The organism is Actinomadura sp. NPDC049382 (assembly GCF_040677125.1).
GTDB classification, from domain to species: Bacteria; Actinomycetota; Actinomycetes; order Streptosporangiales; family Streptosporangiaceae; genus Spirillospora; species Spirillospora geliboluensis.
Genome location: NZ_JBFARO010000153.1, coordinates 1 through 18,872 on the forward strand (window position 1 = coordinate 1; position 18,872 = coordinate 18,872).

Genomic DNA, 18,872 nt, shown 5'->3' on the forward strand with positions numbered 1-18,872 from the left:
GGGAGCCGGCCGGCCCGGGCCGGGGATCCGCGCGGGCGATGCCGCGCCGGGCCCGCTCGCGTGCGGCGCTGCCGGTCAGGTCGGCGTCACCGAGGTGCACGGTGCCCGCCGCGGGGCGTCGCAGCCCGGCGATCACCTCGCACAGCGTCGTCTTGCCCGCGCCGTCCGGGCCGATCAGGCCGGTGACCGCGCCGGGCGGCGCGGTGAGCCCGGCGCCGTCCACGGCCGTCACCGCGCCGAACCGCACCGTGACGTCGCGGACCCGGAGCCCCGCTGGAGCGGTCATGCCCATCCGCACCTCGGCTCACTGTGATGTGGGTCACTGGGGGATCCACACCCTACTGACGCGCGCGGGCGGCGGCAACGGCCTCCGGTCAGGGCGGCGGCGGCTCCAGCCGGTCGCGCGTCCACTCCTTGACGCCCGCGACGAACGCGTCGACGTCGGCGGCCTTGCCGGACGCCATCTCGTCGAACCAGTCCGGCACGTACTGCTCGAACTTCCCGGTCTCCAGCGCGGCCAGGACCGCGTCGGCGACCCGCTCCGGCGGCAGCGCGTCGGACACGTCGCTCAGCGGCGGCTCGTTGCCGGGCAGCGTGAACAACTCGGTCCCGGCGATGAGCGCGGGCTGGACCACGTGGACCTGCACGCCCGTGCCGTCGAGGTCGACCGCCATGCTCTCCCAGAACGCGGTCAGCGCCGCCTTGGACGCCCCGTACGCGCCCTCGTGCGGCGGCCCGAGCCGCGCCGCGACCGACCCGATCGCCACCAGGTGCCCGCGCCCCCGCGCGATCATGCCCGGCAGCAGCGCCAGCGCGAGCCGCACCGGGGAGGCGTAGTTCAGCCGCATCACGTCCTCGGCCTCGGCGGGCGCGAGGTCCTGGACGCGGCGCCGCTTCGGCATCCCCGCGTTGTTGACCAGGACGTCCACGCCGCCGAGTTCGCGCTCGGCGGCGGCCGCGAGGTCGGCGATCCCGTCGAGGTCGGCGAGGTCGGCGGTCCACATCGCCGAGTCGGGGGAGTGCTCACGGCAGCGCGCGAGGACCTGCTCGAGCCGGTCCTTGCGCCGCGCCACCAGGCCGACGCGGGCGCCGGCGGCGGCGAGCGCCTCCGCGACGACCGCGCCGATGCCGGACGAGGCTCCCGTGACCAGCGCGGACCGCCCCGTCAACGTCACCCGTCCCGTCGAAGTCACCATGGCGCCCAACGTCACACACGCACGCCCGGCCGGGCAAGGCGAAGCGCCGCCGCCTCTGGATCCGGCCGTCGGGGGAGCGGATGAAGGAGCCGTCCAGGCCGTCCCGGCGGCCGGTAAGGTTGTGGGTTTCCCCTGTACGCCCCTCGCACCGCCGGAGGTCTGCCCGCATGCCCGCCGAACCCGCCGGATCCGACGAAACGGAGATACTCACCGCCGAACGCGCCCACCTGGCCGAGTCGCGCGCCGCGCTGCGCCGGATGCGCGAGCACGCCGCGAGCCTGTCCGCCGACGTGGCCGCCGACTGGGTGAGCCGGCAGATCCTGGAGGCGATGCTCGACCAGCGGGTCGCCGCGCTCGCCGACCACCCCGGCACGCCCCTGTTCTTCGGCCGGATGGACCGCGCCGCCGCGGGCGACCCCGAACTGCCCGAGGTCATCTACGTGGGGCGGCGGCACGTCCACGACGGCGCCGAGGGCCGCCCCCTCGTGCTGGACTGGCGCGCCCCCGTCTCCCGCGCCTTCTACCAGGCCGGCCCCGCCGACCCGATGGGCTGGCGGCTGCGGCGCCGGTTCGGGTTCCAGGCCGGGGAGCTGACCGCCTTCGAGGACGAGCCGCTCGACGGCGGGGCCGGCGCCGGGCCGTCCCGGATCCTCACCGAGGAGATCGAGCGGCCCCGCACCGGGCCGATGCGCGACATCGTCGCCACCATCCAGCCCGAGCAGGACGTGATCGTCCGCGCCGACCTGCCCCGCACGGTCTGCGTGCAGGGCGCGCCCGGCACCGGCAAGACCGCCGTCGGCCTGCACCGCGCCGCCTACCTGCTGTTCACGCACCGGGAGCGGCTGTCGCGGTCCGGCGTCCTCATCGTCGGCCCGAACCGGGCGTTCCTCGGCTACATCTCGGCGGTGCTGCCCGCGCTCGGCGAGGTCCGGGTCGAGCAGGCCACGATCGACGACCTGCTCGGGGCGCCGCTGGGGGAGGAGCCGGCGGCGGTGTCGGCCGCCAAGGGCGACGCCCGGATGGCGGACGTCCTGCGCAGGGCCCTGTGGCTGCACGTCCGCAAGCCCGCGGAGGGCCTCGTCGTCACCCGCGGCTCGGTCCGCTTCCGGCTCGCCGACCACGAGGTCCGGGAGATCGCGGCGGGGCTGCGCGGCACCACCCGGTACGGCGCCGGCCGCGCCGCGTTCGCGCAGCGGCTCGCGCACCGGGTGCTGGTGCTGATGGAGCAGCGCGGCGAGGCGCCCGACGACCGCGTCCAGGACCAGGTCGCCCGGAGCCGGCCGGTCCGGGAGGTGCTCGACGCGGTGTGGCCGAAGGTGACCGCCGAGCAGGTCCTGCACAGGCTGCTGTCGGACGGCGAGTTCCTCGCGCGGGCCGCCAAGGGCGTCCTGGACGAGGACGAGCAGGCCGCGCTCCTGTGGCCGAAGGCGCCGCGCTCGCACCGGTCGGCCAAGTGGACCGCCGCCGACCGGGCCCTCCTCGACGAGCTGGGCGACCTCATCGACCGGACGCCCTCGCTCGGCCACCTCGTCGTGGACGAGGCGCAGGACCTGTCGGCGATGCAGCTGCGGGCGCTGGGCCGGCGCTGCGGGACGGGCTCGGCGACCGTGCTCGGCGACCTCGCCCAGGGCACCACCGCCTGGTCGGCCCGCTCCTGGAAGGAGGTGCTCGGCCACCTCGGGCAGGACGGGGAGGTCACCGAGCTGACCCTCGGGTTCCGCGTCCCGGGGACCGTCCTGGACTACGCCGCCCGGCTGCTCCCGCACGTCGCGCCCGGCCTGGAGCGGCCGCGCTCGCTGCGGCCCGGCGCCGGCGCCCTGGAGGTGCGCCGCGTCGCCGACGTGGTCCCGGCCGCCGCCGGGGCCGTCCGCGCGGCCCTCGCCCGCCCCGGCTCGGTCGGCCTGATCGTCCCGGACGCCGACGTCGCCGCGCACGCGGCCGAGCTGGCGGCGGCCGGGCTGGAGCACGCGGTGCTCGGCCCGGAGTCCGACGGGTCCGACCGGCTGCTGGTCATCCCCGCGACCCTCGCCAAGGGCCTGGAGTACGACCATGTGATCGTCGCCGAGCCCGCCGCGATCGCCGCCGCGGAGGAGCGCGGACTCGCCCGGCTGTACGTCGTGCTGACCCGCGCCGTCACCTCGCTGACCGTGCTGCACCGCGACGACCTGCCGGCGGAGCTGGCCGCCTGACGGGCGGCCGCCCTACCCGCGCGCGGCCTGTTCCGCGGCCGCGCGCGGGCGCAGCCCGTCGAAGGCGATCCGCAGGACGTCCTCGCGGGCCCCGGCGTGCCCGGCCGCGTAGGACATGCCGACCAGCAGCGCCATGACCACCTCCAGGTCGGCGTCGGAGCGGACGGCCCCCGCCTCCTGCGCGCGTTCGAGGAGGACGGCGAGCGCCGCCCGCAGGCCGGGGCCCGCGCGGCCGGTGGCGGCCCGGGCGTCGACGCCCGCCTCGGCCAGCGCCTCGGTGACGGCCTGCTTCGCCGCCGCCTGCGCGACCACCCGGGACAGGAACCCGAAGAACGCCGCGCCCGGGTCGGCGGCCGAGCGCAGCTCCTCGGCCTCGCCGGCGAGCCGCTCCAGCAGCGCGACCAGCACGGCCTCCAGGAGCGACTCCTTGGTGGGGAAGTGCCGGAACACCGTGCCGATCCCGACGCCCGCCCGCCGCGCGACCTCCTCGGTGGACGCCGAGGTGCCCCGGGCGGCGAAGACCTCCTCGGCCGCCGCGAGGACCTTGGCGCGGTTGCGCAGGGCGTCGGCGCGCAGCGGCCTGCCGGACGCGGGAGAGGTCATCGGCGCCTTCCGTTGACAAGTGGAGTCTTGACTCCATATTTTGCATACGGAGTAGAAACTCCGATTGTAGGGGAGTCAGCCATGTCCGAGTTCGCCACCCCCCGGGCCGTCTTCCAGCGGCTGCTCGACGGGATCGTCGCGCGGCGCCCCGGCGACCTGCCGCGCCTCTACGCGGAGGACGCGGTGGTCGTGCAGCCGTTCGCCCACCCCGCCGCGCGCCTGGAGGGCCGCGCGGCGCTGCGCGAGCACTTCGCCCGGCTGGAGACGCTGCCACTGGAGATGGCGGCGCGCAACGTCACCGTCCACCAGACCGCCGATCCCGAGGTGATCATCGCGGAGTTCGAGTACGCGGGGCGCAACACCGCGACGGGGCGGGAGTTCCTGCTGCCGAACATCGTGGTCATGCGGGTCCGCGACGGGCACATCGTGGAGTCCCGCGACTACCACGACCACTCGGGGCTCGGCCTGGCGGCGGGCGCCTGACCGGCGCCCCGCCGGGCCGCGCGGTTGACTCGCGGGTCCGGCGGTTCCTAGGCTGGACGGGCCATACCGACCGGTTGGTATGTCCGTTCGCGGGCGGCCCGGCCGCCGCCCGCCGCCCCGCGCGGAGGTCCGCCCTGTGAGCACAGCACCGCCCGACGCCGACGAGCTGAGCCGCCGGGTCGGCGAGTTCCTCGCCGCCCACGACCCCTCGGCCACCGAGCCCCTGGAGTTCCTGCGCGCCCGGTTCGACGCCGGGCTCGCCTGGGTGCACTACCCCGAGGGGCTCGGCGGGCTCGGCGCCCCGCGGCACCTGCAGCCCGCCGTCGACCGGGCGTTCGCCGGTGTCGGCGCGCCGACCAACCACCCCGAGCGCAACGGCATCGGCCTCGGCATGGCCGCGCCGACCATCCTCGCGTTCGGCACCGAGGAGCAGAAGCGCCGCTTCCTGCGCCCGCTGTGGACCGGCGAGGAGCTGTGGTGCCAGCTGTTCAGCGAGCCCGGCGCCGGCTCCGACCTGGCCGCGCTCGCCACCCGCGCCGTCCGCGACGGCGACGCCTGGACCGTCGACGGGCAGAAGGTCTGGACGTCCATGGCCCACGAGGCGCGGTGGGCGATCCTCGTGACCCGCACCGACCCCGACGTCCCCAAGCACCGCGGCATGACCTACTTCGTGTGCGACATGACCGCGCCCGGCGTCGAGGTCCGCCCGCTGCGCCAGATCACCGGCGAGGCCGAGTTCAACGAGGTGTTCCTCACCGGCGTGCGGATCCCCGACGCGCACCGGCTCGGCGAGGTCGGGCAGGGCTGGCAGGTGTCCACCACGACGCTGATGAACGAGCGGGTCGCGATCGGCGGGAACGCCGCGCCGCGCGAGGGCGGCATGATCGGCGTGGTCGCCGCGCTCTGGCGGGACCGCCCCGAGCTGCGCACCCCCGGCCTGCACGACGCGCTGCTGCGCGCCTGGGTGGAGACCGAGGCCGCCCGGCTCACCGGGGAGCGGCTGCGCCAGCAGCTCACCGCCGGGCAGCCCGGCCCCGAGGGCTCGGGCGCCAAGCTCGCCTTCGCCGCGCTCAACCAGGAGGTCTCCGGGCTGGAGCTGGAACTGCTCGGCGAGGACGGACTGCGCTACGACGACTGGACGATGCGCCGCCCCACCGAGGTCGACTTCACCCGCCGCTCGCCCGGCTACCGCTACCTGCGCGCCAAGGGCAACTCCATCGAGGGCGGCACCTCGGAGATCCTGCGCAACATCATCGCCGAGCGCGTCCTCGGCCTGCCCGGCGAGATCCGCGTCGACAAGGACGTGGCGTGGAAGGACCTGCCCAAATGAGCGACCTGCTGTACTCCGAGATCGAGACCGACCTGCGCGCGGGCGTCCGCGGGCTGCTCGACGACAAGGCGCCCTGGACGTCCGTCCTCGCGGGCGTCGAGAAGGACGCGCCCTACGACGCGGAGCTGTGGCGGGCCGTCGCCGGGCAGCTCGGCTGCGCCGGGCTGCCCGTCCCCGAGGACCTCGGCGGCGCCGGCGCCACCTGGCGCGAGACGGCGGTGGTCATGGAGGAGCTGGGCCGGTCCGCCGCGCCCGTCCCGTTCCTGACCAGCGCCGTGGTCGCGACCGCCGCGCTGCTGGCCGCCGGCGAGCGGGACCTGCTCGCCGAGCTCGCCGCGGGGGAGCGGATCGCGGTCCTGGCCGTCCCGTTCAGCACCCCGCCCGGCGGGGCCGCCGCCACCGTGCGGGCGGCGGACGGGACGCTGACCGGCGAGGTCACCAGCGTCGCCGACGGCATGGCCGCCGACGTCCTGCTCGTCCCGGCCTCCGACGGCCTGTACGCCGTGGACGCCGCCGACGCCCGCCGCACCGCCGTCACCTCCCTCGACATGACCCGGCGCCTCGCCGACGTCGCCTTCTCCGGCGCGCCCGCCCGGCGCGTCGCGGACGGCCTGGACGCGGTCCGGGCGGCGCTGCTGACCGGTGCGGCGATGCTGGCGTCCGAGCAGCTCGGGCTCGCCGAGCGCTGCCTGGACGACACCGTCGCCTACGTCAAGACGCGCTACCAGTTCGGCCGCCCGGTCGGGTCCTACCAGGGCCTCAAGCACCGCCTCGCCGACCTGTGGACGTCCATCACCCAGGCGCGGGCCGTGGCGCGGCACGCGGCGTCCTGTGTCGCGGCCGGGGACGGGGACGCGCCGATCGCGGTGGCCGTGGCGCAGGCGCACTGCTCGGCCGTCGCCCTCAAGGCGGCGGAGGAGTGCGTGCAGATGCACGGCGGCATCGGCTTCACCTGGGAGCACCCCGCGCACCTGTACCTGAAGCGCGCCAAGGCCGACTCGATCGCCCTCGGGACGCCCGACCACCACCGCGCCGCCCTGGCGGAGCTGGTCGACCTGCCCCCGGCGTGACACCGGGCCGGGCGGCCCCGCGCCGGGGCCGCCCGGCCGTCAGCCGGTGATCGCAGCCGTCAGCCGGTGATCACGGCCAGCACGCGCGCACCCGGCGGGAAGGCGCCGCGCTCGGCCAGCGCCAGCACGCCGAACATCATCTTCGCCGTGTAGACGCGGTCGAGGACGACGCCGTGCCGGGCGGCGAAACCGGCGATGAACGCGTCCAGGTCCGGGGTGCGCCTGGCGTAGCCGCCGAAGTGGAAGCCGCCCTCGACGCGCCAGTCCCCCCGCCGCTCCCCGTACGCCTCGCGCTGGAGCCGCTCGACCTCGCCGGCCATGAAGTCGCCCTTCAGCACCGAGAACCCGAGGGCCCGCTGGCCCGGGGCCAGGCCCGCGGCGAGGCCGGCGAGCGTCCCGCCCGTCCCGCAGGGGCAGCACACCACGTCGAAGCCCGGCACCTCGGCGCCCAGTTCCGCGCACCCCTTGAGCGCCAGGGCGTTGCTGCCGCCTTCCGGCAGCAGGTAGAAGTCGCCCCACCGCTCGCGCAGGGCGGCCACGACCTCGGGGTCGTGCTTGCGGCGGTAGGCGGCGCGGTCCAGGTAGGTGAGGCGCATGCCCATCCGCTCGGCGTACGCCAGCGAGTCGTTCAGCGGCAGATGCTCCTCGCCCCTGATCACCCCGATCGTCGCGAACCCGAAGATCCGCCCCGCCGCGGCCGCCGCCCGGATGTGGTTGGAGTAGGCGCCGCCGAACGTCAGCAGCGTCCCGCTCGCGCGGGCCGGTCCGATGTTGTGCCGGAGCTTGCGCCACTTGTTGCCGGGCAGCTCGGGATGGACGAGGTCGTCGCGCTTCAGGAACAGCCGCACGCCGCGCCGCGCGGCCCGGTCGTCGGCCAGCTCCACCACGGGGGACGCCGGCAGGGCCGGAACCGGCGGCGTCACCGGGGCGCCGGGAGCCCGAGCTTCGCGCGCAGCGTCCGCTGCACCTCGTCGATGCCCGGCCGCGCGTCCACGGTGACCACGTACTCCTTGCGGCCGAACAGCTCCAGGATCGGGTCGGTCTTGGCGTGGTAGTCGCGCAGCCGCTCGGCGAGCGCCTCCGGAGTGTCGTCCTCGCGCGTCACCAGCTCGCCGCCGCACACGTCGCAGCGGCCCTCCTGCGTCGGGCGGTCGGCGATCAGGTTGTAGTCCATCCCGCACCGCGCGCACAGCCGGCGGCCGAGCACCCGGCGGCGGACCTCCGCGTCCGGCAGGTCGAGGTGGATCACGCCGTCGATGTCGTAGCTCTCCAGGAAGAACTCGGTCTGCCGCCGGCTGCGCGGGAACCCGTCGACGACGAACCCGTAGTTCCAGTCGTGCTGCTCCAGCCGCTGCCGGACGACGCTCTCGGCGAGGTCGTCGCCGACCAGCTCGCCCGCCGCCATCGTCCGCCGCACCTGCGCGCCCAGCTTGGTGTGGTTCTTGACGTGCCAGCGGAAGATGTCCCCGACGCTGATGTGCACGATGTCCAGATCCCGCGCGAGCAGTCCCGACTGCGTCCCCTTGCCGCTGCCGATGGCGCCGATGATGACGTACTTGCGCATGCGGCAAGCCTATGCGCCGGGCCGGGGCGGGAACGGGCGCACAGCGCGGCGCCCGCTCAGAGCGGCAGCCGCAGCCGCCGCCCCAGTCGGCGGAAACGCGAGCCGGGGACGTGCTCGGGCGACTCGTCCGGCACGACCAGGCCCTCCAGCAGCGTCTCGAACGAGGGCTGCCGGACGCACACCAGCGTCGCGCGGGCCCGCCGGGCGCAGTGCAGCCGCACCGACGGCCGCAGCAGCCGCGAGAACGGGCCGCGCGTCCCGTGCCCGACGACCAGGATGTCGTCGTCGCCCGCCAGCCGCACCAGCGCGGCGCCCGGCTCGCCGACCAGCGCGAGCGCGGTCAGCTCCACCCCGGCCGGCGGTCCGCCGGACACCTCGGTGAGCAGCCGAGCGATCAGCTCGGCGCCGGAGGCGCGCAGCGCCTCGGTGATGCCGCAGCCGAGCTGCCCGGCCGCCGACACGTGCGGCGGCAGCGGCGCCGCGTGCGCGATGAGCAGCGGCAGCCGGCGCAGCCGCGCCGCGCCGATCGCCCAGGAGAGCGCGCAGCGGGCGCCCGCGGAGTCGTCCACCCCCACCACGATGCGGGGACCGCCCTCCGGTCTCGCGATCACGACCCCTCCTGTGCGCCGGGTGCCAGCAGTTTAGGCATACCCCCTCCGGTGCGGGGAGTGCCACGTTGCGGAAACGGTGTTTTCCGCTGGAAGGCGTGGCCGCTGGACCGGCCGCCGCCGCGCGCGGCACACTTCGGGTATGGGAGCACCGCACGAGAACGACCCGTCCTGCGCCGTCGCGCACGGCGACGTCCCGCCCGCCGCGCAGGAGCGGACGCTGGTCGCGGTGTTCGCCGGCCCCGTCGCCGACCACCTGCTGCGCTACGGCGCCGACCTCGGCTACCGCACCTTCCTCGTCGACCCCGACAAGGACCGCGAGGGCGCCGCCGACCTGCCGCCGCTCGACGGCACCGCCGACGTGGTCGTCACCGACCACCACCGCCCCGAGCTCGGGCCCGTGCTGCGCGACGTGCTGACGCAGCCCGTCCGGTGGGTCGGCGTCATGGGCAACCCCCGGCACCCCGCCCCGCACATCCCGGCGCTCACCGAGCTCGGCGTCCCCGCGAGCGAGATCGCCCGGGTGCACCGCCCCATCGGCCTCAACATCGGCTCGAAGACCCCCGCGGAGATCGCCATCGCCGCGCTCGCCGGGCTGATCGCCGACCGCAACGGCCGCCCCGGCGGCTTCGAGTTCTAGCGGCCCGCGGGGTGCGAGCCGTCGCCTACGACGCGTTCCGGGCGCCGCCGGACGTCCGGGACCTGCCCGACCCGCCGGTGCCCGCCGGCGGCGCGGTCATCCGGGTCGAGGCCACCGGCGCCTGCCGCAGCGACTGGCACGGCTGGCAGGGCCACGACCCCGACATCCGCTCCTTCCCGCACGTCCCCGGCCACGAACTGGCCGGCACGGTCGCGGAGGTCGGCGCCGGGGTCGCCCTCCACCGGCCCGGCGACCGGGTGACCGCCCCGTTCGTGTGCGCGTGCGGCCGCTGCCCCGCTTGCGCGGCGGGGGACCAGCAGGTCTGCGAGGAGCAGACCCAGCCGGGCTTCACCCACTGGGGGTCGTTCGCCCAGTACGTCGCCGTCCACAACGCCGACGTCAACCTCGTGCGGCTGCCCGAGGGGATGCCCTTCACCACCGCCGCCGCGCTCGGCTGCCGGTTCGCCACCGCGTTCCGGGCCGTCACCGCGCAGGGCGGCGCCGCCCCCGGCCGGTGGGTCGCGGTGCACGGCTGCGGCGGCCTCGGCCTGTCCGCCGTCATGATCGCCGCGGCGGCGGGCGCCCGCGTCGTCGCCGTCGACGTCTCGCCGCGCGCGCTGGAGCTGGCGCGCCGCTGCGGCGCCGCCGCCGTCGTCGACGCCTCCGGGCACGACGACGTCGCCGCGGCCGTCCGCGACGCCAGCGGCGGCGGCGCGCACCTGTCCCTGGACGCCCTCGGCAGCCCCGCCACCGCCCGCGCCTCCGTGGCCTCGCTGCGCCGCCGCGGCCGGCACGTCCAGGTCGGGCTGCTGCCGCCCGGCGCGGGCCGCGCCGACCTGCCGATGGACCGGGTCATCGCCTGGGAGCTGGAGATCGCCGGCAGCCACGGGATGCCCGCGCACGCCTACGGCCCGATGCTGGAGCTGGTGCGCGCCGGCGCGCTGCGCCCCGACCTCCTCGTCGCCCGCGTCCTGCCGCTCGGCGACGGGCCCGCGGCCCTCACCGCGCCCGCCGGCCCCGGCATCACGGTGCTCGAACCGCACCGGGAGGCGTAGCCGGCGGACCCGCGCGGCGCCCGGTCCGGCCGCGGGACCGTGCGTAGGATGAAGGCGTTGCACGCGTTCTGTCGGTGGGGTCGCCTACGGTCGCCGGAGACGGGGCCGTCCGGCCGCGCCGTCCGAGCGATGCCGCCGAACGCGAAGGTGACCATCACCATGGCGAACACCACGATCCAGTCAGACCGCGACTTCCAGCAGCTCGCCGACCCGTACCGGCGGGAGCTGCTCGCGCACTGCTACCGGATGCTGGGGTCCATCCACGACGCCGAGGACCTCGTCCAGGAGACCTACCTGCGCGCCTGGCGGTCCTACGGCGACTTCGAGGGCCGGTCGTCGCTGCGGACGTGGCTGTACCGGATCGCCACCAACGTGTGCCTCACCGCGATCGACCAGCGCGGCAAGCGGCCCATGCCGTCGGGCCTCGGCGCGCCGAGCGAGGAGCCGGAGCGGCCCGTGGTCGCCTCGCCCGAGGTGCCGTGGCTGGAGCCCGCGCCCGACACGGTCCTCGGCGCGGACGCCGCCGACCCCGCCACGATCGTCGCGGCCCGCGAGAGCACCCGGCTGGCGTTCGTCGCGGCGCTGCAGCACCTGCCCGCCAAGCAGCGGGTCGTGCTGATCCTGCGGGACGTGCTGAAGTGGCGGGCGGCCGAGGTCGCCGAGCTGCTCGGCACCTCCACGGCGGCGGTCAACAGCGCGCTGCAGCGGGCGCGGACCCAGCTGGAGCAGGACGCGCCGATGCGCGACGAGCTGGTCGAGCCGACCGACCCCGCCCAGCGCGACCTCCTGGAGCGGTACGCCAAGGCGTTCGAGGACGCCGACATCGCCGGGCTCATCGAGCTGTTCAAGAAGGACGTCGTCTGGGAGATGCCGCCGTTCCCCGAGTGGTTCGTCGGCGCCGAGAACGTGGTGCGGCTCATCGCCGCCCAGTGCGCGCCCGGCCCCGGCGACCTCCGGATGGTGCCGGCCGCCGCGAACGGGCAGCCCGCGTTCGGCCTCTACAAGCGCGCCGACGACGGCGTCCACCGCGCCTACCAGCTGCAGGTGCTGAGCGTCACCGAGCACGGCGTCGCGCACGCCTCGGTGTTCTTCGACACGAGCCTGTTCCCGCTGTTCGGGCTGGCCGAGCGCCTCTGAGCGGCCGCCCCCGTTTCCATTGGGCGGAAACCCCGTTCCGGCGCACCCGGCGCGGGCTGCCAGGGTGGGTGCACGGTGTCCGCGACGTGGGAAGGGGAGGTCTATGGACCGCGCAGGGACCGGCGGAGGCGGGGAGGGGCGCACGACCCACCCGCCCTACCTGTACCCGGGCTACAAGAGCACCGTGCTCCGCGCCCCGGCACAGGAACTGATCATGCCGAAGCTCGGCCCGGACAGCGTCGAGCTGACCTCGCCGGTCTTCGGCCACCAGGAGCTCGGCCGGCTGGACGAGGACCTCACCGTCCAGCACGCCGGCGAGCCGCAGGGCCAGCGGATCGTCGTGACCGGCCGGGTGCTGGACGGCGCCGGGCGACCGGTGCGCAACGCGCTGGTGGAGATCTGGCAGGCGAACGCCGCCGGCCGCTACAACCACCTCGGCGACATCCACCCGGCGCCGCTCGACCCGAACTTCACCGGCGCCGGGCGCTGCCTCACCGACGGCGACGGCCGCTACCGGTTCGTCACGATCAAGCCGGGCGCCTACCCGTGGGGCAACCACCACAACGCCTGGCGGCCCGCGCACATCCACTTCTCGGTGTTCGGGACGGCGTTCACCCAGCGGCTCGTCACCCAGATGTACTTCCCCGGCGACCCGCTGTTCGCCTACGACCCGATCTTCCAGTCGATCCCGGACGAGCGGGACCGGGAGAAGCTGATCTCCCGGTTCGACCTGGACACCACCACGCCCGAATGGGCGCTCGGCTACCAGTGGGACATCGTCCTCGGCGACACCCCGATGGAGGTCTGATGAGCACACCGCCCCTCACCACTCCGTCCCAGACCGTCGGGCCGTTCTTCGGCTACGCGCTGCCGTACGCGGGTGGCCCGGAGGTCGTGCCGCCGTGGCGGCCGGAGGCGATCACGGTGCGCGGCCGGGTGCTCGACGGCGCCGGCGAGCCGGTGCCGGACGCGCTGCTGGAGATCTGGCAGCCGGACGCCGACGGCGCGGTCCCCCGCGGCCCCGGCGGGCTGGCCCGGGCCGGGCACGGGTTCTCCGGCTTCGGCCGCTGCGGCACCGACGCCGCCGGCGGCTACTGGTTCAGCACCCTCAAGCCCGGCGCGGCCGGCGGCGGCGCCCCCTACATCGCCGTGCTCGTGTTCGCCCGCGGCCTGCTGAAGCCCGTCTTCACCCGGCTGTACTTCCCCGAGGACGAGGCCGCCCACGCCACCGACCCGCTGCTCGCGCAGGTCCCGGCGGAGCGGCGCGGCACGCTGGTCGCCGCGCGCGAGGGCGAGCGGGAGTACCGCTTCGACGTCCGGCTGCAAGGGGAAGGGGAGACGGTCTTCCTTGCCTTCTGACGAGCACGGGCCCTCCGGTGATCACGGGCACGAGCGGGGCGCGGGCGCGGGGCCGGACGCGGGGCTGCTGTCCCCCGTCCGGGCCGGGACGGCGGCGGAGGCCGCGACGAGCGACCTCGCCTACCTGACCGCGATGCTGGACGCCGAGGCGGCGCTGGCCCGCGCGCAGGCCCGCCTCGGCATCGTCCCCGCGGCGGCCGCCGAGGCGATCGCCGCGGCCGCCGACCCGGGCCGCTTCGACCTCGTCGCGATCGCCCGCCGGGCGCGCGGCTCCGGCAACCCCGTGGTGCCGCTGGTCGCCGACCTGCGCGCCCTCGCCGGGCCCGCCGGCGAGCACGTGCACAAGGGCGCCACCAGCCAGGACATCGCCGACACCGGCGCGATGCTCGTCGCGGCCCGGGCCCGGCGCGTCCTCCTCGCCGACCTCGACCGGGCGCTGGACGCCCTGGCCGGGCTCGCGGCGCGGTACCGCGACACCCCGATGGCGGCCCGCACCCTCGGCCGGCAGGCGCTGCCGACCACGTTCGGCGCCAAGGCCGCGAACTGGCTGCTGGGCTGCCTGGAGGCCCGCGAGGGGCTGGCCGCCGTGCCGCTGCCCGTGCAGCTCGGCGGCCCCGCCGGGACGCTCGACGCCTTCGGCGACCGGGCCTTCGACCTGGTCGCCGCCTACGCCGAGGAGACCGGGCTCGCGTGCCCGGCGCTGCCGTGGCACACCCGCCGGGCGCCGGTCGCCGGGCTCGCGTCGGCGCTGGCGGTCGCCGCGGGCGCCCTCGGCAAGATCGCCACCGACGTGTGGCTGCTGTCGCAGAGCGAGGTCGGCGAGGCCGCCGAGGCGGCGGGCGCAGGGCGGGGCGGCTCGTCCTCGATGCCGCACAAGCGCAACCCCGCGCTGTCGGCCCTGGTCCGCTCGGCCGCGCTGCAGGTGCCGGCGCAGGCGCAGGTCGTCCTCGCCGCGCAGGCCGCGCCGCACGAGCGGCCGGCGGGGGAGTGGCACGCCGAGTGGCAGCCGCTGCGCGAGTGCCTGCGCCTGACCGGCGGCGCCGCCGAGACCGCCGCCGAACTGCTGGCCGGCCTGGAGGTGTCCCCCGAGCGGATGCGCGCCGGCCTGGACGACCTGATCGGCGTGCTCGGCCGCGACCCCGGCACCGGGAACGCCGCCGCGCTCGTCGGCCGGGCCCTCGACGCCTACCGGAGGAGCCGCCCGTGACCGTCCCCCAGTACCGCCTGGACGGCCCGGAGGACGCGCCGCTCGTCGTCCTCGGCCCGTCCCTCGGCACCACCACGGACCTGTGGCTCCCGCAACTGCCGGCGCTCACCCGCGCCTGGCGGGTGCTGCGCTACGACCTGCCCGGCCACGGCGGCGCCCCGGTCCCGGACGGCCCGTTCACCGTCGACGACCTGGCCGGCGGGGTCCTGGCCCTCCTGGACGCGCTCGGCGCCGAGCGGGCCGCCTACGCCGGGGTGTCGCTGGGCGGCGCGGTCGGCACCGCGCTCGCGCTGCGCGCCCCCGGCCGCGTCGCGAGCCTGGTCCTGTGCTGCACGTCCCCGCGCTTCGGCGAGCCGGGGCCGTGGCGGGAGCGGGCCGCGCTCGTCCGCCACGACGGGGTCGGCCCCGTGGCCGACTCGGCGGCCGGCCGCTGGTTCACCCCCGGCTTCACCGGCGCGGAGCCCTACGTGGCGATGCTCCGCGCGACCGACCCCGAGGGCTACGCCGCCTGCTGCGACGCCCTCGCCGGGTTCGACGCCACGGCGCGGCTCGGCGCGGTCTCCGCGCCGACCCTGGTGATCGCGGGCGCGCAGGACGGCCCCACCCCGCCCGCCGGCCACGCCGACCGGCTGGCCGCGGGCATCCCCGGCGCCCGGCTCGCCGTCGTGGAGGGCGCCGGCCACCTGGCGAACGTCGAACGCCCGGCCGCGGTCACCGAGGAGATCACCGCGCACCTGGAGCGCACATGGAAGGGAAACGAAGGATGAGCGCGGAGCGGATGACCGACGAGGAGCGGCACGCGCAGGGCATGCGGACGCGCCGCGAGGTGCTCGGGGACGCGCACGTCGACCGCGCCGAGGCCCGCAAGAACGCCTTCACCGCCGACTTCCAGGACATGATCACCCGCTATGCCTGGGGGGAGATCTGGAGCCGCCCCGGCCTGGACCGCAAGACCCGCAGCTGCATCACGCTCACCGCCATGGTCGCCGGCGGGCATCTGGACGAGCTGGCCATGCACGTCCGCGCCGCCGTCCGCAACGGGCTGACGCCCGAGGAGATCAAAGAGGTGCTCCTGCAGACGGCGATCTATTGTGGGGTACCGGCGGCGAACTCGGCCTTCGCCGTCGCCCAGCGGGTCCTCGACGAAGGGGAGTGACGGGCGGGTTCCGGGCGGCCGGCCCGGGGAGCGGGCCGCGCGGGAGGTGGCAGGTGGCGGGGGACGGCGCGGAGCGCGCGCGGCCGGTGAGCGTGGCCGGCAAGGTGATGGCGATCCTGAACGCCTTCGCCCAGGGCGGCGTCCGGCTCAACCTGAGCGAGATCTGCCGCCGCTCCGGGCTGCCGCTCGCGACCGGGCACCGGCTCGTGGGGGAGCTGGTCGGCGGCGGGTTCCTGGAGCGGGTCCCGGACGGGACGTACCGCATCGGCACCCGGCTGTGGCGCATCGGCAGCCAGGCCCCGGCCGTCACGGGGCTGCGCGAGCTGGCCCTGCCGCACATGGAGGACCTGTACGAGGCCACCCACGACAACGTGCAGCTCGGCGTGCTCCGCGACGACCGCGTGCTGATCGTCGAGCGGCTGCGCGGCACCCGCTCGGTGCCGGTGGTCACGCAGGTCGGCGCGATGCTGCCGCTGCACACCACGGGCGTGGGCAAGGTGCTGCTGGCCTACGCGCCGGCGGAGGTCCGGGAGAAGGTCCTCGCCGGGGAGCTGGCCCGGCACGCGGCGCGGTCCATCACCGCCGCCGACGACCTGCGGCGCGCCCTGGAGCAGGTCCGCCGCTCCGGCTACGCGCTCACCCGGGACGAGATGACGCTCGGCGCCTCGTCGGTCGGCGCGCCGGTGCGAGACGCGGCGGGCGGGGTGGTGGCGGCGCTGTCGCTGGTGTCGGCCACGCGCAGCGCCGACCTGCGGCGGCTGCTGCCGCCGCTGACGACGGCGGCGCGGGCCCTGTCCCGGGATGTGGCCGCGCACTGGGGCGGCGATCCCGACCTGTTTTCCGTTGAGCGGAAGACCGGAGCCTGAACCAGCGGCGATGCACGCCAGCATCGCCGGGTAACCGACGACGAGGAGGCTCGATGCGTACCCAGGTCGCGATCATCGGCGGCGGCCCCGCCGGACTGCTGCTGTCGCACCTGCTCCATCTGCGGGGGATCGAGTCCGTGGTGCTGGAGAGCCGGGACCGCGACTACGTGGAGCACCGGCAGCGCGCCGGGATGCTGGAGCAGGGCACGACGGACGTGCTGCGCGAGACCGGCGTCGGCGACCGGCTCGACCGGGAGGGGCTCGTCCACCACGGGCTGGAGCTGCGGTTCGGCGGCGCCGGGCACCGCGTCCCGCTGACCGACCTGACCGGCCGGACGGTCACCGTCTACGCGCAGACCGAGATCGTCAAGGACCTGGTGGCCCGGCGGCTGGCGGACGGCGGCGACGTGCGGTTCGAGACCGAGGTCGTGGGCCTGGACGCGTCCGCGCCGAGCGTGACGTTCCGCAGCGGCGGCGAGACGCACACCCTGGACTGCGACTACATCGCGGGCTGTGACGGGTTCCACGGCGTCAGCCGCCCCGCGGTGCCGGGCCTGCGGACGTTCTCGCGCGAGTACCCGTTCGCCTGGCTCGGCATCCTCGCCGACGTCCCGCCGTCCACCGAGGAGCTGATCTACGCCAACCACGACCGCGGCTTCGCCCTGCACAGCCTGCGCTCGCCGCAGGTCAGCCGGCTGTACCTGCAGGTGAGCCCGGACGAGGACCTCGCCGCCTGGTCCGACGCCCGGATCTGGGACGAGCTGGCGACGCGGTTCGCCACCGACGACGGCTGGAAGCTGCACGAGGGCCCGATCACCGACAAGTCGGTCACGCCGATGCGCAGCTTCGTGGCCGAGCCGCTGCGCCACGACCGGCTGTTCCTCGCCGGCGACGCCGGGCACATCGTCCCGCCGACCGGCGCGAAGGGCCTCAACCTCGCCGTCTCGGACGTGATCGTGCTGGCGCGGGCCCTGACCGAGCGGTACGCCTCGGGGTCGGAGACGCTGCTGGACGGCTACTCCGACACGTGCCTGCGGCGGGTCTGGCGGGCCGAGCACTTCTCCTACTGGATGACGACGCTGCTGCACGTCGACCCGGCGGCGACCGACTTCGAGCGGCGGCTCCAGCGCTCCCACCTGGACTATGTGGCGTCGTCGGAGGCGGCCAAGACGTCCCTGGCGGAGAACTACACCGGCCTCCCCATCTTCTAGGGGCGGGCCGCCCCCCTTCGACGGAACCGTCCGGCGCCCTGGCGCGCAGTGAGATGCACATCACGCGAATTGGCAGTGCCTGAAATTTTGCCGCCTGGGCAAGTTCGGTTTAGCGTGGACGGGTCGCGGACGAGCCGTCCGCGTTTCGCGACCGTCTGGGGGATGCCTTGGCCACGCTGCTGTACCGGCTGGGCCGGTTCTCGTTCCGCCGGCGCGGCCTCGTGGTGCTGCTGTGGGCGGCGCTCCTCGTCCTCGCCGGCGTGGGCGCCGCCGCGCTGAAGGGACCGACGTCCAACGACTTCTCGATCCCCGGCACCGAGTCGCAGCAGGCGATCGACCTGCTCGAGAGGAAGATGCCGCAGGCGTCCGCGGACGGGGCCACCGCCCGGGTCGTCTTCGCCGCGCCCGCCGGGTCGACGGTCACCGAGCCGTCCGGGAAGGCCGCCGTCGAGCAGGTCGTCGGCCGGCTGAAGACCGCCCCGCAGGTCGCCTCCGTGGTCGACCCGTACCAGGCCGGGGCCGTGTCGAAGGACGGCCGGATCGCCTACGCGCAGGTCACCTACAAGGTGTCGCCGATCGAGGTGACCGACGGGGCGCGGGACGCGCTCGCCGCGGCCGCCGGCCCCGGCCGCGCCGCCGGGCTCCAGGTCGAGATGGGCGGCACCGCCACCGAGGGCATGCCCGCGCAGAGCGCCGCCGAGGTGATCGGCGTCGCGGTCGCCGCGGTCGTGCTGGTCATCACGTTCGGCTCGCTGGTCGCCGCCGGGCTGCCGCTGCTGAACGCGCTCCTCGGCGTCGGCATCGCGATGGCGGCGATCACCGCGGCCACCGGGCTGTTCGAGATGAGCTCCATGACCTCGACGCTCGCGCTGATGCTCGGCCTCGCGGTCGCCATCGACTACGCCCTGTTCATCGTCTCCCGCTACCGGCACGAGCTGGAGGAGGGGCGGTCCGGGGAGGAGGCCGCCGGCCGGGCCGTCGGCACCGCCGGATCCGCGGTCGTGTTCGCCGGCCTGACCGTCGTCATCGCCCTCGCCGGGCTCGCCGTCGTCGGCATCCCGCTGCTCACCGAGATGGGCCTCGCCGCCGCGTTCGCCGTGGTCGTCGCCGTCCTCATCGCGCTCAGCCTGCTGCCCGCGCTGCTCGGGCTCGCCGGCCGCCGGGTGCTCGGCGGCCGGCTCCCCGGCCTGCGCGGCGG

21 protein-coding genes are annotated in these 18,872 nt (G+C 76.0%); 15 read left to right on the forward strand and 6 right to left on the reverse strand.

Annotation, left to right across the window (positions count from 1 at the left end; genetic code table 11):
- Positions 1-286 (reverse strand): ATP-binding cassette domain-containing protein (locus AB0K34_RS41400; RefSeq protein WP_364554157.1); only part of this gene is annotated, 286 nt, incomplete at its 3' end.
- A gap of 88 nt (positions 287-374) precedes the next feature.
- Positions 375-1,196, reverse strand: a complete 822-nt coding sequence (locus AB0K34_RS41405; protein ID WP_364554159.1) for an SDR family NAD(P)-dependent oxidoreductase — start codon at positions 1,194-1,196, stop codon at positions 375-377.
- 167 nt (positions 1,197-1,363) lie between these two features.
- Here AB0K34_RS41405 and AB0K34_RS41410 point away from each other — a divergent pair, with 167 nt between their 5' ends.
- Positions 1,364-3,385: an AAA family ATPase gene (locus AB0K34_RS41410; RefSeq protein WP_364554161.1), complete on the forward strand. Its 2,022-nt coding sequence runs from the start codon at positions 1,364-1,366 to the stop codon at positions 3,383-3,385.
- A 12-nt stretch (positions 3,386-3,397) separates the two neighbouring features.
- Here the strand turns inward: AB0K34_RS41410 and AB0K34_RS41415 are convergent, their stop codons facing one another.
- Positions 3,398-3,988, reverse strand: a complete 591-nt coding sequence (locus AB0K34_RS41415; protein WP_364554163.1) for a helix-turn-helix domain-containing protein — start codon at positions 3,986-3,988, stop codon at positions 3,398-3,400.
- Between the two features lie 81 nt (positions 3,989-4,069).
- Between AB0K34_RS41415 and AB0K34_RS41420 the strand changes: the two genes are divergently transcribed.
- From AB0K34_RS41420 to AB0K34_RS41430, 3 genes are all read left to right on the forward strand, one after another.
- Positions 4,070-4,471: a nuclear transport factor 2 family protein gene (locus AB0K34_RS41420; RefSeq protein ID WP_364554165.1), complete on the forward strand. Its 402-nt coding sequence runs from the start codon at positions 4,070-4,072 to the stop codon at positions 4,469-4,471.
- A 136-nt stretch (positions 4,472-4,607) separates the two neighbouring features.
- Entirely contained in the window at positions 4,608-5,801 is a 1,194-nt protein-coding gene (locus AB0K34_RS41425) for an acyl-CoA dehydrogenase family protein (protein ID WP_364554167.1), read from the forward strand.
- A complete protein-coding gene (locus AB0K34_RS41430; protein WP_364554169.1) occupies positions 5,798-6,871 on the forward strand; it encodes an acyl-CoA dehydrogenase family protein in 1,074 nt (357 codons plus the stop codon). The genes AB0K34_RS41425 and AB0K34_RS41430 overlap by 4 nt, the downstream gene beginning before the upstream one ends.
- A 59-nt stretch (positions 6,872-6,930) precedes the next feature.
- Here AB0K34_RS41430 and AB0K34_RS41435 read toward each other — a convergent pair whose 3' ends face one another.
- From AB0K34_RS41435 to AB0K34_RS41445, 3 genes are read right to left on the reverse strand one after another with little or no spacing between them, the layout of a single operon-like run.
- Positions 6,931-7,794, reverse strand: a complete 864-nt coding sequence (locus AB0K34_RS41435; protein WP_364554171.1) for a pyridoxal-phosphate dependent enzyme — start codon at positions 7,792-7,794, stop codon at positions 6,931-6,933.
- The gene (locus AB0K34_RS41440) at positions 7,791-8,435 is read right to left on the reverse strand and encodes a nucleoside monophosphate kinase (RefSeq protein WP_138633993.1); all 645 of its coding nucleotides are present in this window, start codon (positions 8,433-8,435) and stop codon (positions 7,791-7,793) included. The genes AB0K34_RS41435 and AB0K34_RS41440 overlap by 4 nt, the downstream gene beginning before the upstream one ends.
- A 56-nt stretch (positions 8,436-8,491) precedes the next feature.
- Complete coding sequence (locus tag AB0K34_RS41445) at positions 8,492-9,046, reverse strand: universal stress protein (RefSeq protein WP_138633996.1); 555 nt, start codon at positions 9,044-9,046, stop codon at positions 8,492-8,494.
- A 139-nt stretch (positions 9,047-9,185) separates the two neighbouring features.
- Here AB0K34_RS41445 and AB0K34_RS41450 point away from each other — a divergent pair, with 139 nt between their 5' ends.
- The 11 genes from AB0K34_RS41450 to AB0K34_RS41500 all read left to right on the forward strand — a co-directional run.
- Positions 9,186-9,683: an XdhC family protein gene (locus AB0K34_RS41450; RefSeq protein ID WP_138633998.1), complete on the forward strand. Its 498-nt coding sequence runs from the start codon at positions 9,186-9,188 to the stop codon at positions 9,681-9,683.
- A gap of 11 nt (positions 9,684-9,694) precedes the next feature.
- Entirely contained in the window at positions 9,695-10,738 is a 1,044-nt protein-coding gene (locus tag AB0K34_RS41455; protein WP_364554173.1) for a zinc-dependent alcohol dehydrogenase family protein, read from the forward strand.
- A 159-nt stretch (positions 10,739-10,897) separates the two neighbouring features.
- Positions 10,898-11,875 carry a sigma-70 family RNA polymerase sigma factor gene (locus AB0K34_RS41460; protein WP_364554174.1) on the forward strand — a complete coding sequence of 326 codons (978 nt, stop codon included), beginning with the start codon at positions 10,898-10,900 and terminating at the stop codon, positions 11,873-11,875.
- A gap of 103 nt (positions 11,876-11,978) precedes the next feature.
- Complete coding sequence (gene pcaH, locus AB0K34_RS41465; protein WP_364554176.1) at positions 11,979-12,683, forward strand: protocatechuate 3,4-dioxygenase subunit beta; 705 nt, start codon at positions 11,979-11,981, stop codon at positions 12,681-12,683.
- On the forward strand, positions 12,683-13,234 hold the full coding sequence (pcaG, locus tag AB0K34_RS41470) for a protocatechuate 3,4-dioxygenase subunit alpha (protein WP_364554177.1): 552 nt from the start codon (positions 12,683-12,685) through the stop codon (positions 13,232-13,234). Before pcaH ends, pcaG begins: the two co-directional genes overlap by 1 nt.
- On the forward strand, positions 13,224-14,441 hold the full coding sequence (gene pcaB, locus AB0K34_RS41475) for a 3-carboxy-cis,cis-muconate cycloisomerase (protein ID WP_364554179.1): 1,218 nt from the start codon (positions 13,224-13,226) through the stop codon (positions 14,439-14,441). The genes pcaG and pcaB overlap by 11 nt, the downstream gene beginning before the upstream one ends.
- A complete protein-coding gene (pcaD, locus tag AB0K34_RS41480) occupies positions 14,438-15,208 on the forward strand; it encodes a 3-oxoadipate enol-lactonase (protein ID WP_364554181.1) in 771 nt (256 codons plus the stop codon). The genes pcaB and pcaD overlap by 4 nt, the downstream gene beginning before the upstream one ends.
- On the forward strand, positions 15,205-15,597 hold the full coding sequence (pcaC, locus tag AB0K34_RS41485; protein WP_364554183.1) for a 4-carboxymuconolactone decarboxylase: 393 nt from the start codon (positions 15,205-15,207) through the stop codon (positions 15,595-15,597). The genes pcaD and pcaC overlap by 4 nt, the downstream gene beginning before the upstream one ends.
- Before the next feature lie 53 nt (positions 15,598-15,650).
- Positions 15,651-16,463 carry an IclR family transcriptional regulator gene (locus tag AB0K34_RS41490; protein ID WP_364554185.1) on the forward strand — a complete coding sequence of 271 codons (813 nt, stop codon included), beginning with the start codon at positions 15,651-15,653 and terminating at the stop codon, positions 16,461-16,463.
- Between the two features lie 53 nt (positions 16,464-16,516).
- Positions 16,517-17,674 carry a 4-hydroxybenzoate 3-monooxygenase gene (locus AB0K34_RS41495; RefSeq protein WP_138634017.1) on the forward strand — a complete coding sequence of 386 codons (1,158 nt, stop codon included), beginning with the start codon at positions 16,517-16,519 and terminating at the stop codon, positions 17,672-17,674.
- Positions 17,675-17,841: 167 nt separating this feature from the next.
- Positions 17,842-18,872: MMPL family transporter (locus AB0K34_RS41500; protein ID WP_364554187.1), on the forward strand; the 1,031-nt coding region annotated here is incomplete at its 3' end.

Bases quoted from the DNA above. Each gene is read 5' to 3' on its own strand.
- AB0K34_RS41430 (WP_364554169.1), top strand. From the start codon at position 5,798: ATGAGCGACCTGCTGTACTCCGAGATCGAGACCGACCTGCGCGCGGGC.
- AB0K34_RS41415 (WP_364554163.1), bottom strand. From the start codon at position 3,988: ATGACCTCTCCCGCGTCCGGCAGGCCGCTGCGCGCCGACGCCCTGCGC.
- AB0K34_RS41420 (WP_364554165.1), top strand. From the start codon at position 4,070: ATGTCCGAGTTCGCCACCCCCCGGGCCGTCTTCCAGCGGCTGCTCGAC.
- AB0K34_RS41460 (WP_364554174.1), top strand. From the start codon at position 10,898: ATGGCGAACACCACGATCCAGTCAGACCGCGACTTCCAGCAGCTCGCC.
- AB0K34_RS41450 (WP_138633998.1), top strand. From the start codon at position 9,186: ATGGGAGCACCGCACGAGAACGACCCGTCCTGCGCCGTCGCGCACGGC.
- AB0K34_RS41495 (WP_138634017.1), top strand. From the start codon at position 16,517: ATGCGTACCCAGGTCGCGATCATCGGCGGCGGCCCCGCCGGACTGCTG.
- AB0K34_RS41410 (WP_364554161.1), top strand. From the start codon at position 1,364: ATGCCCGCCGAACCCGCCGGATCCGACGAAACGGAGATACTCACCGCC.
- pcaC (WP_364554183.1), top strand. From the start codon at position 15,205: ATGAGCGCGGAGCGGATGACCGACGAGGAGCGGCACGCGCAGGGCATG.
- AB0K34_RS41440 (WP_138633993.1), bottom strand. From the start codon at position 8,435: ATGCGCAAGTACGTCATCATCGGCGCCATCGGCAGCGGCAAGGGGACG.
- pcaG (WP_364554177.1), top strand. From the start codon at position 12,683: ATGAGCACACCGCCCCTCACCACTCCGTCCCAGACCGTCGGGCCGTTC.
- AB0K34_RS41405 (WP_364554159.1), bottom strand. From the start codon at position 1,196: ATGGTGACTTCGACGGGACGGGTGACGTTGACGGGGCGGTCCGCGCTG.
- pcaH (WP_364554176.1), top strand. From the start codon at position 11,979: ATGGACCGCGCAGGGACCGGCGGAGGCGGGGAGGGGCGCACGACCCAC.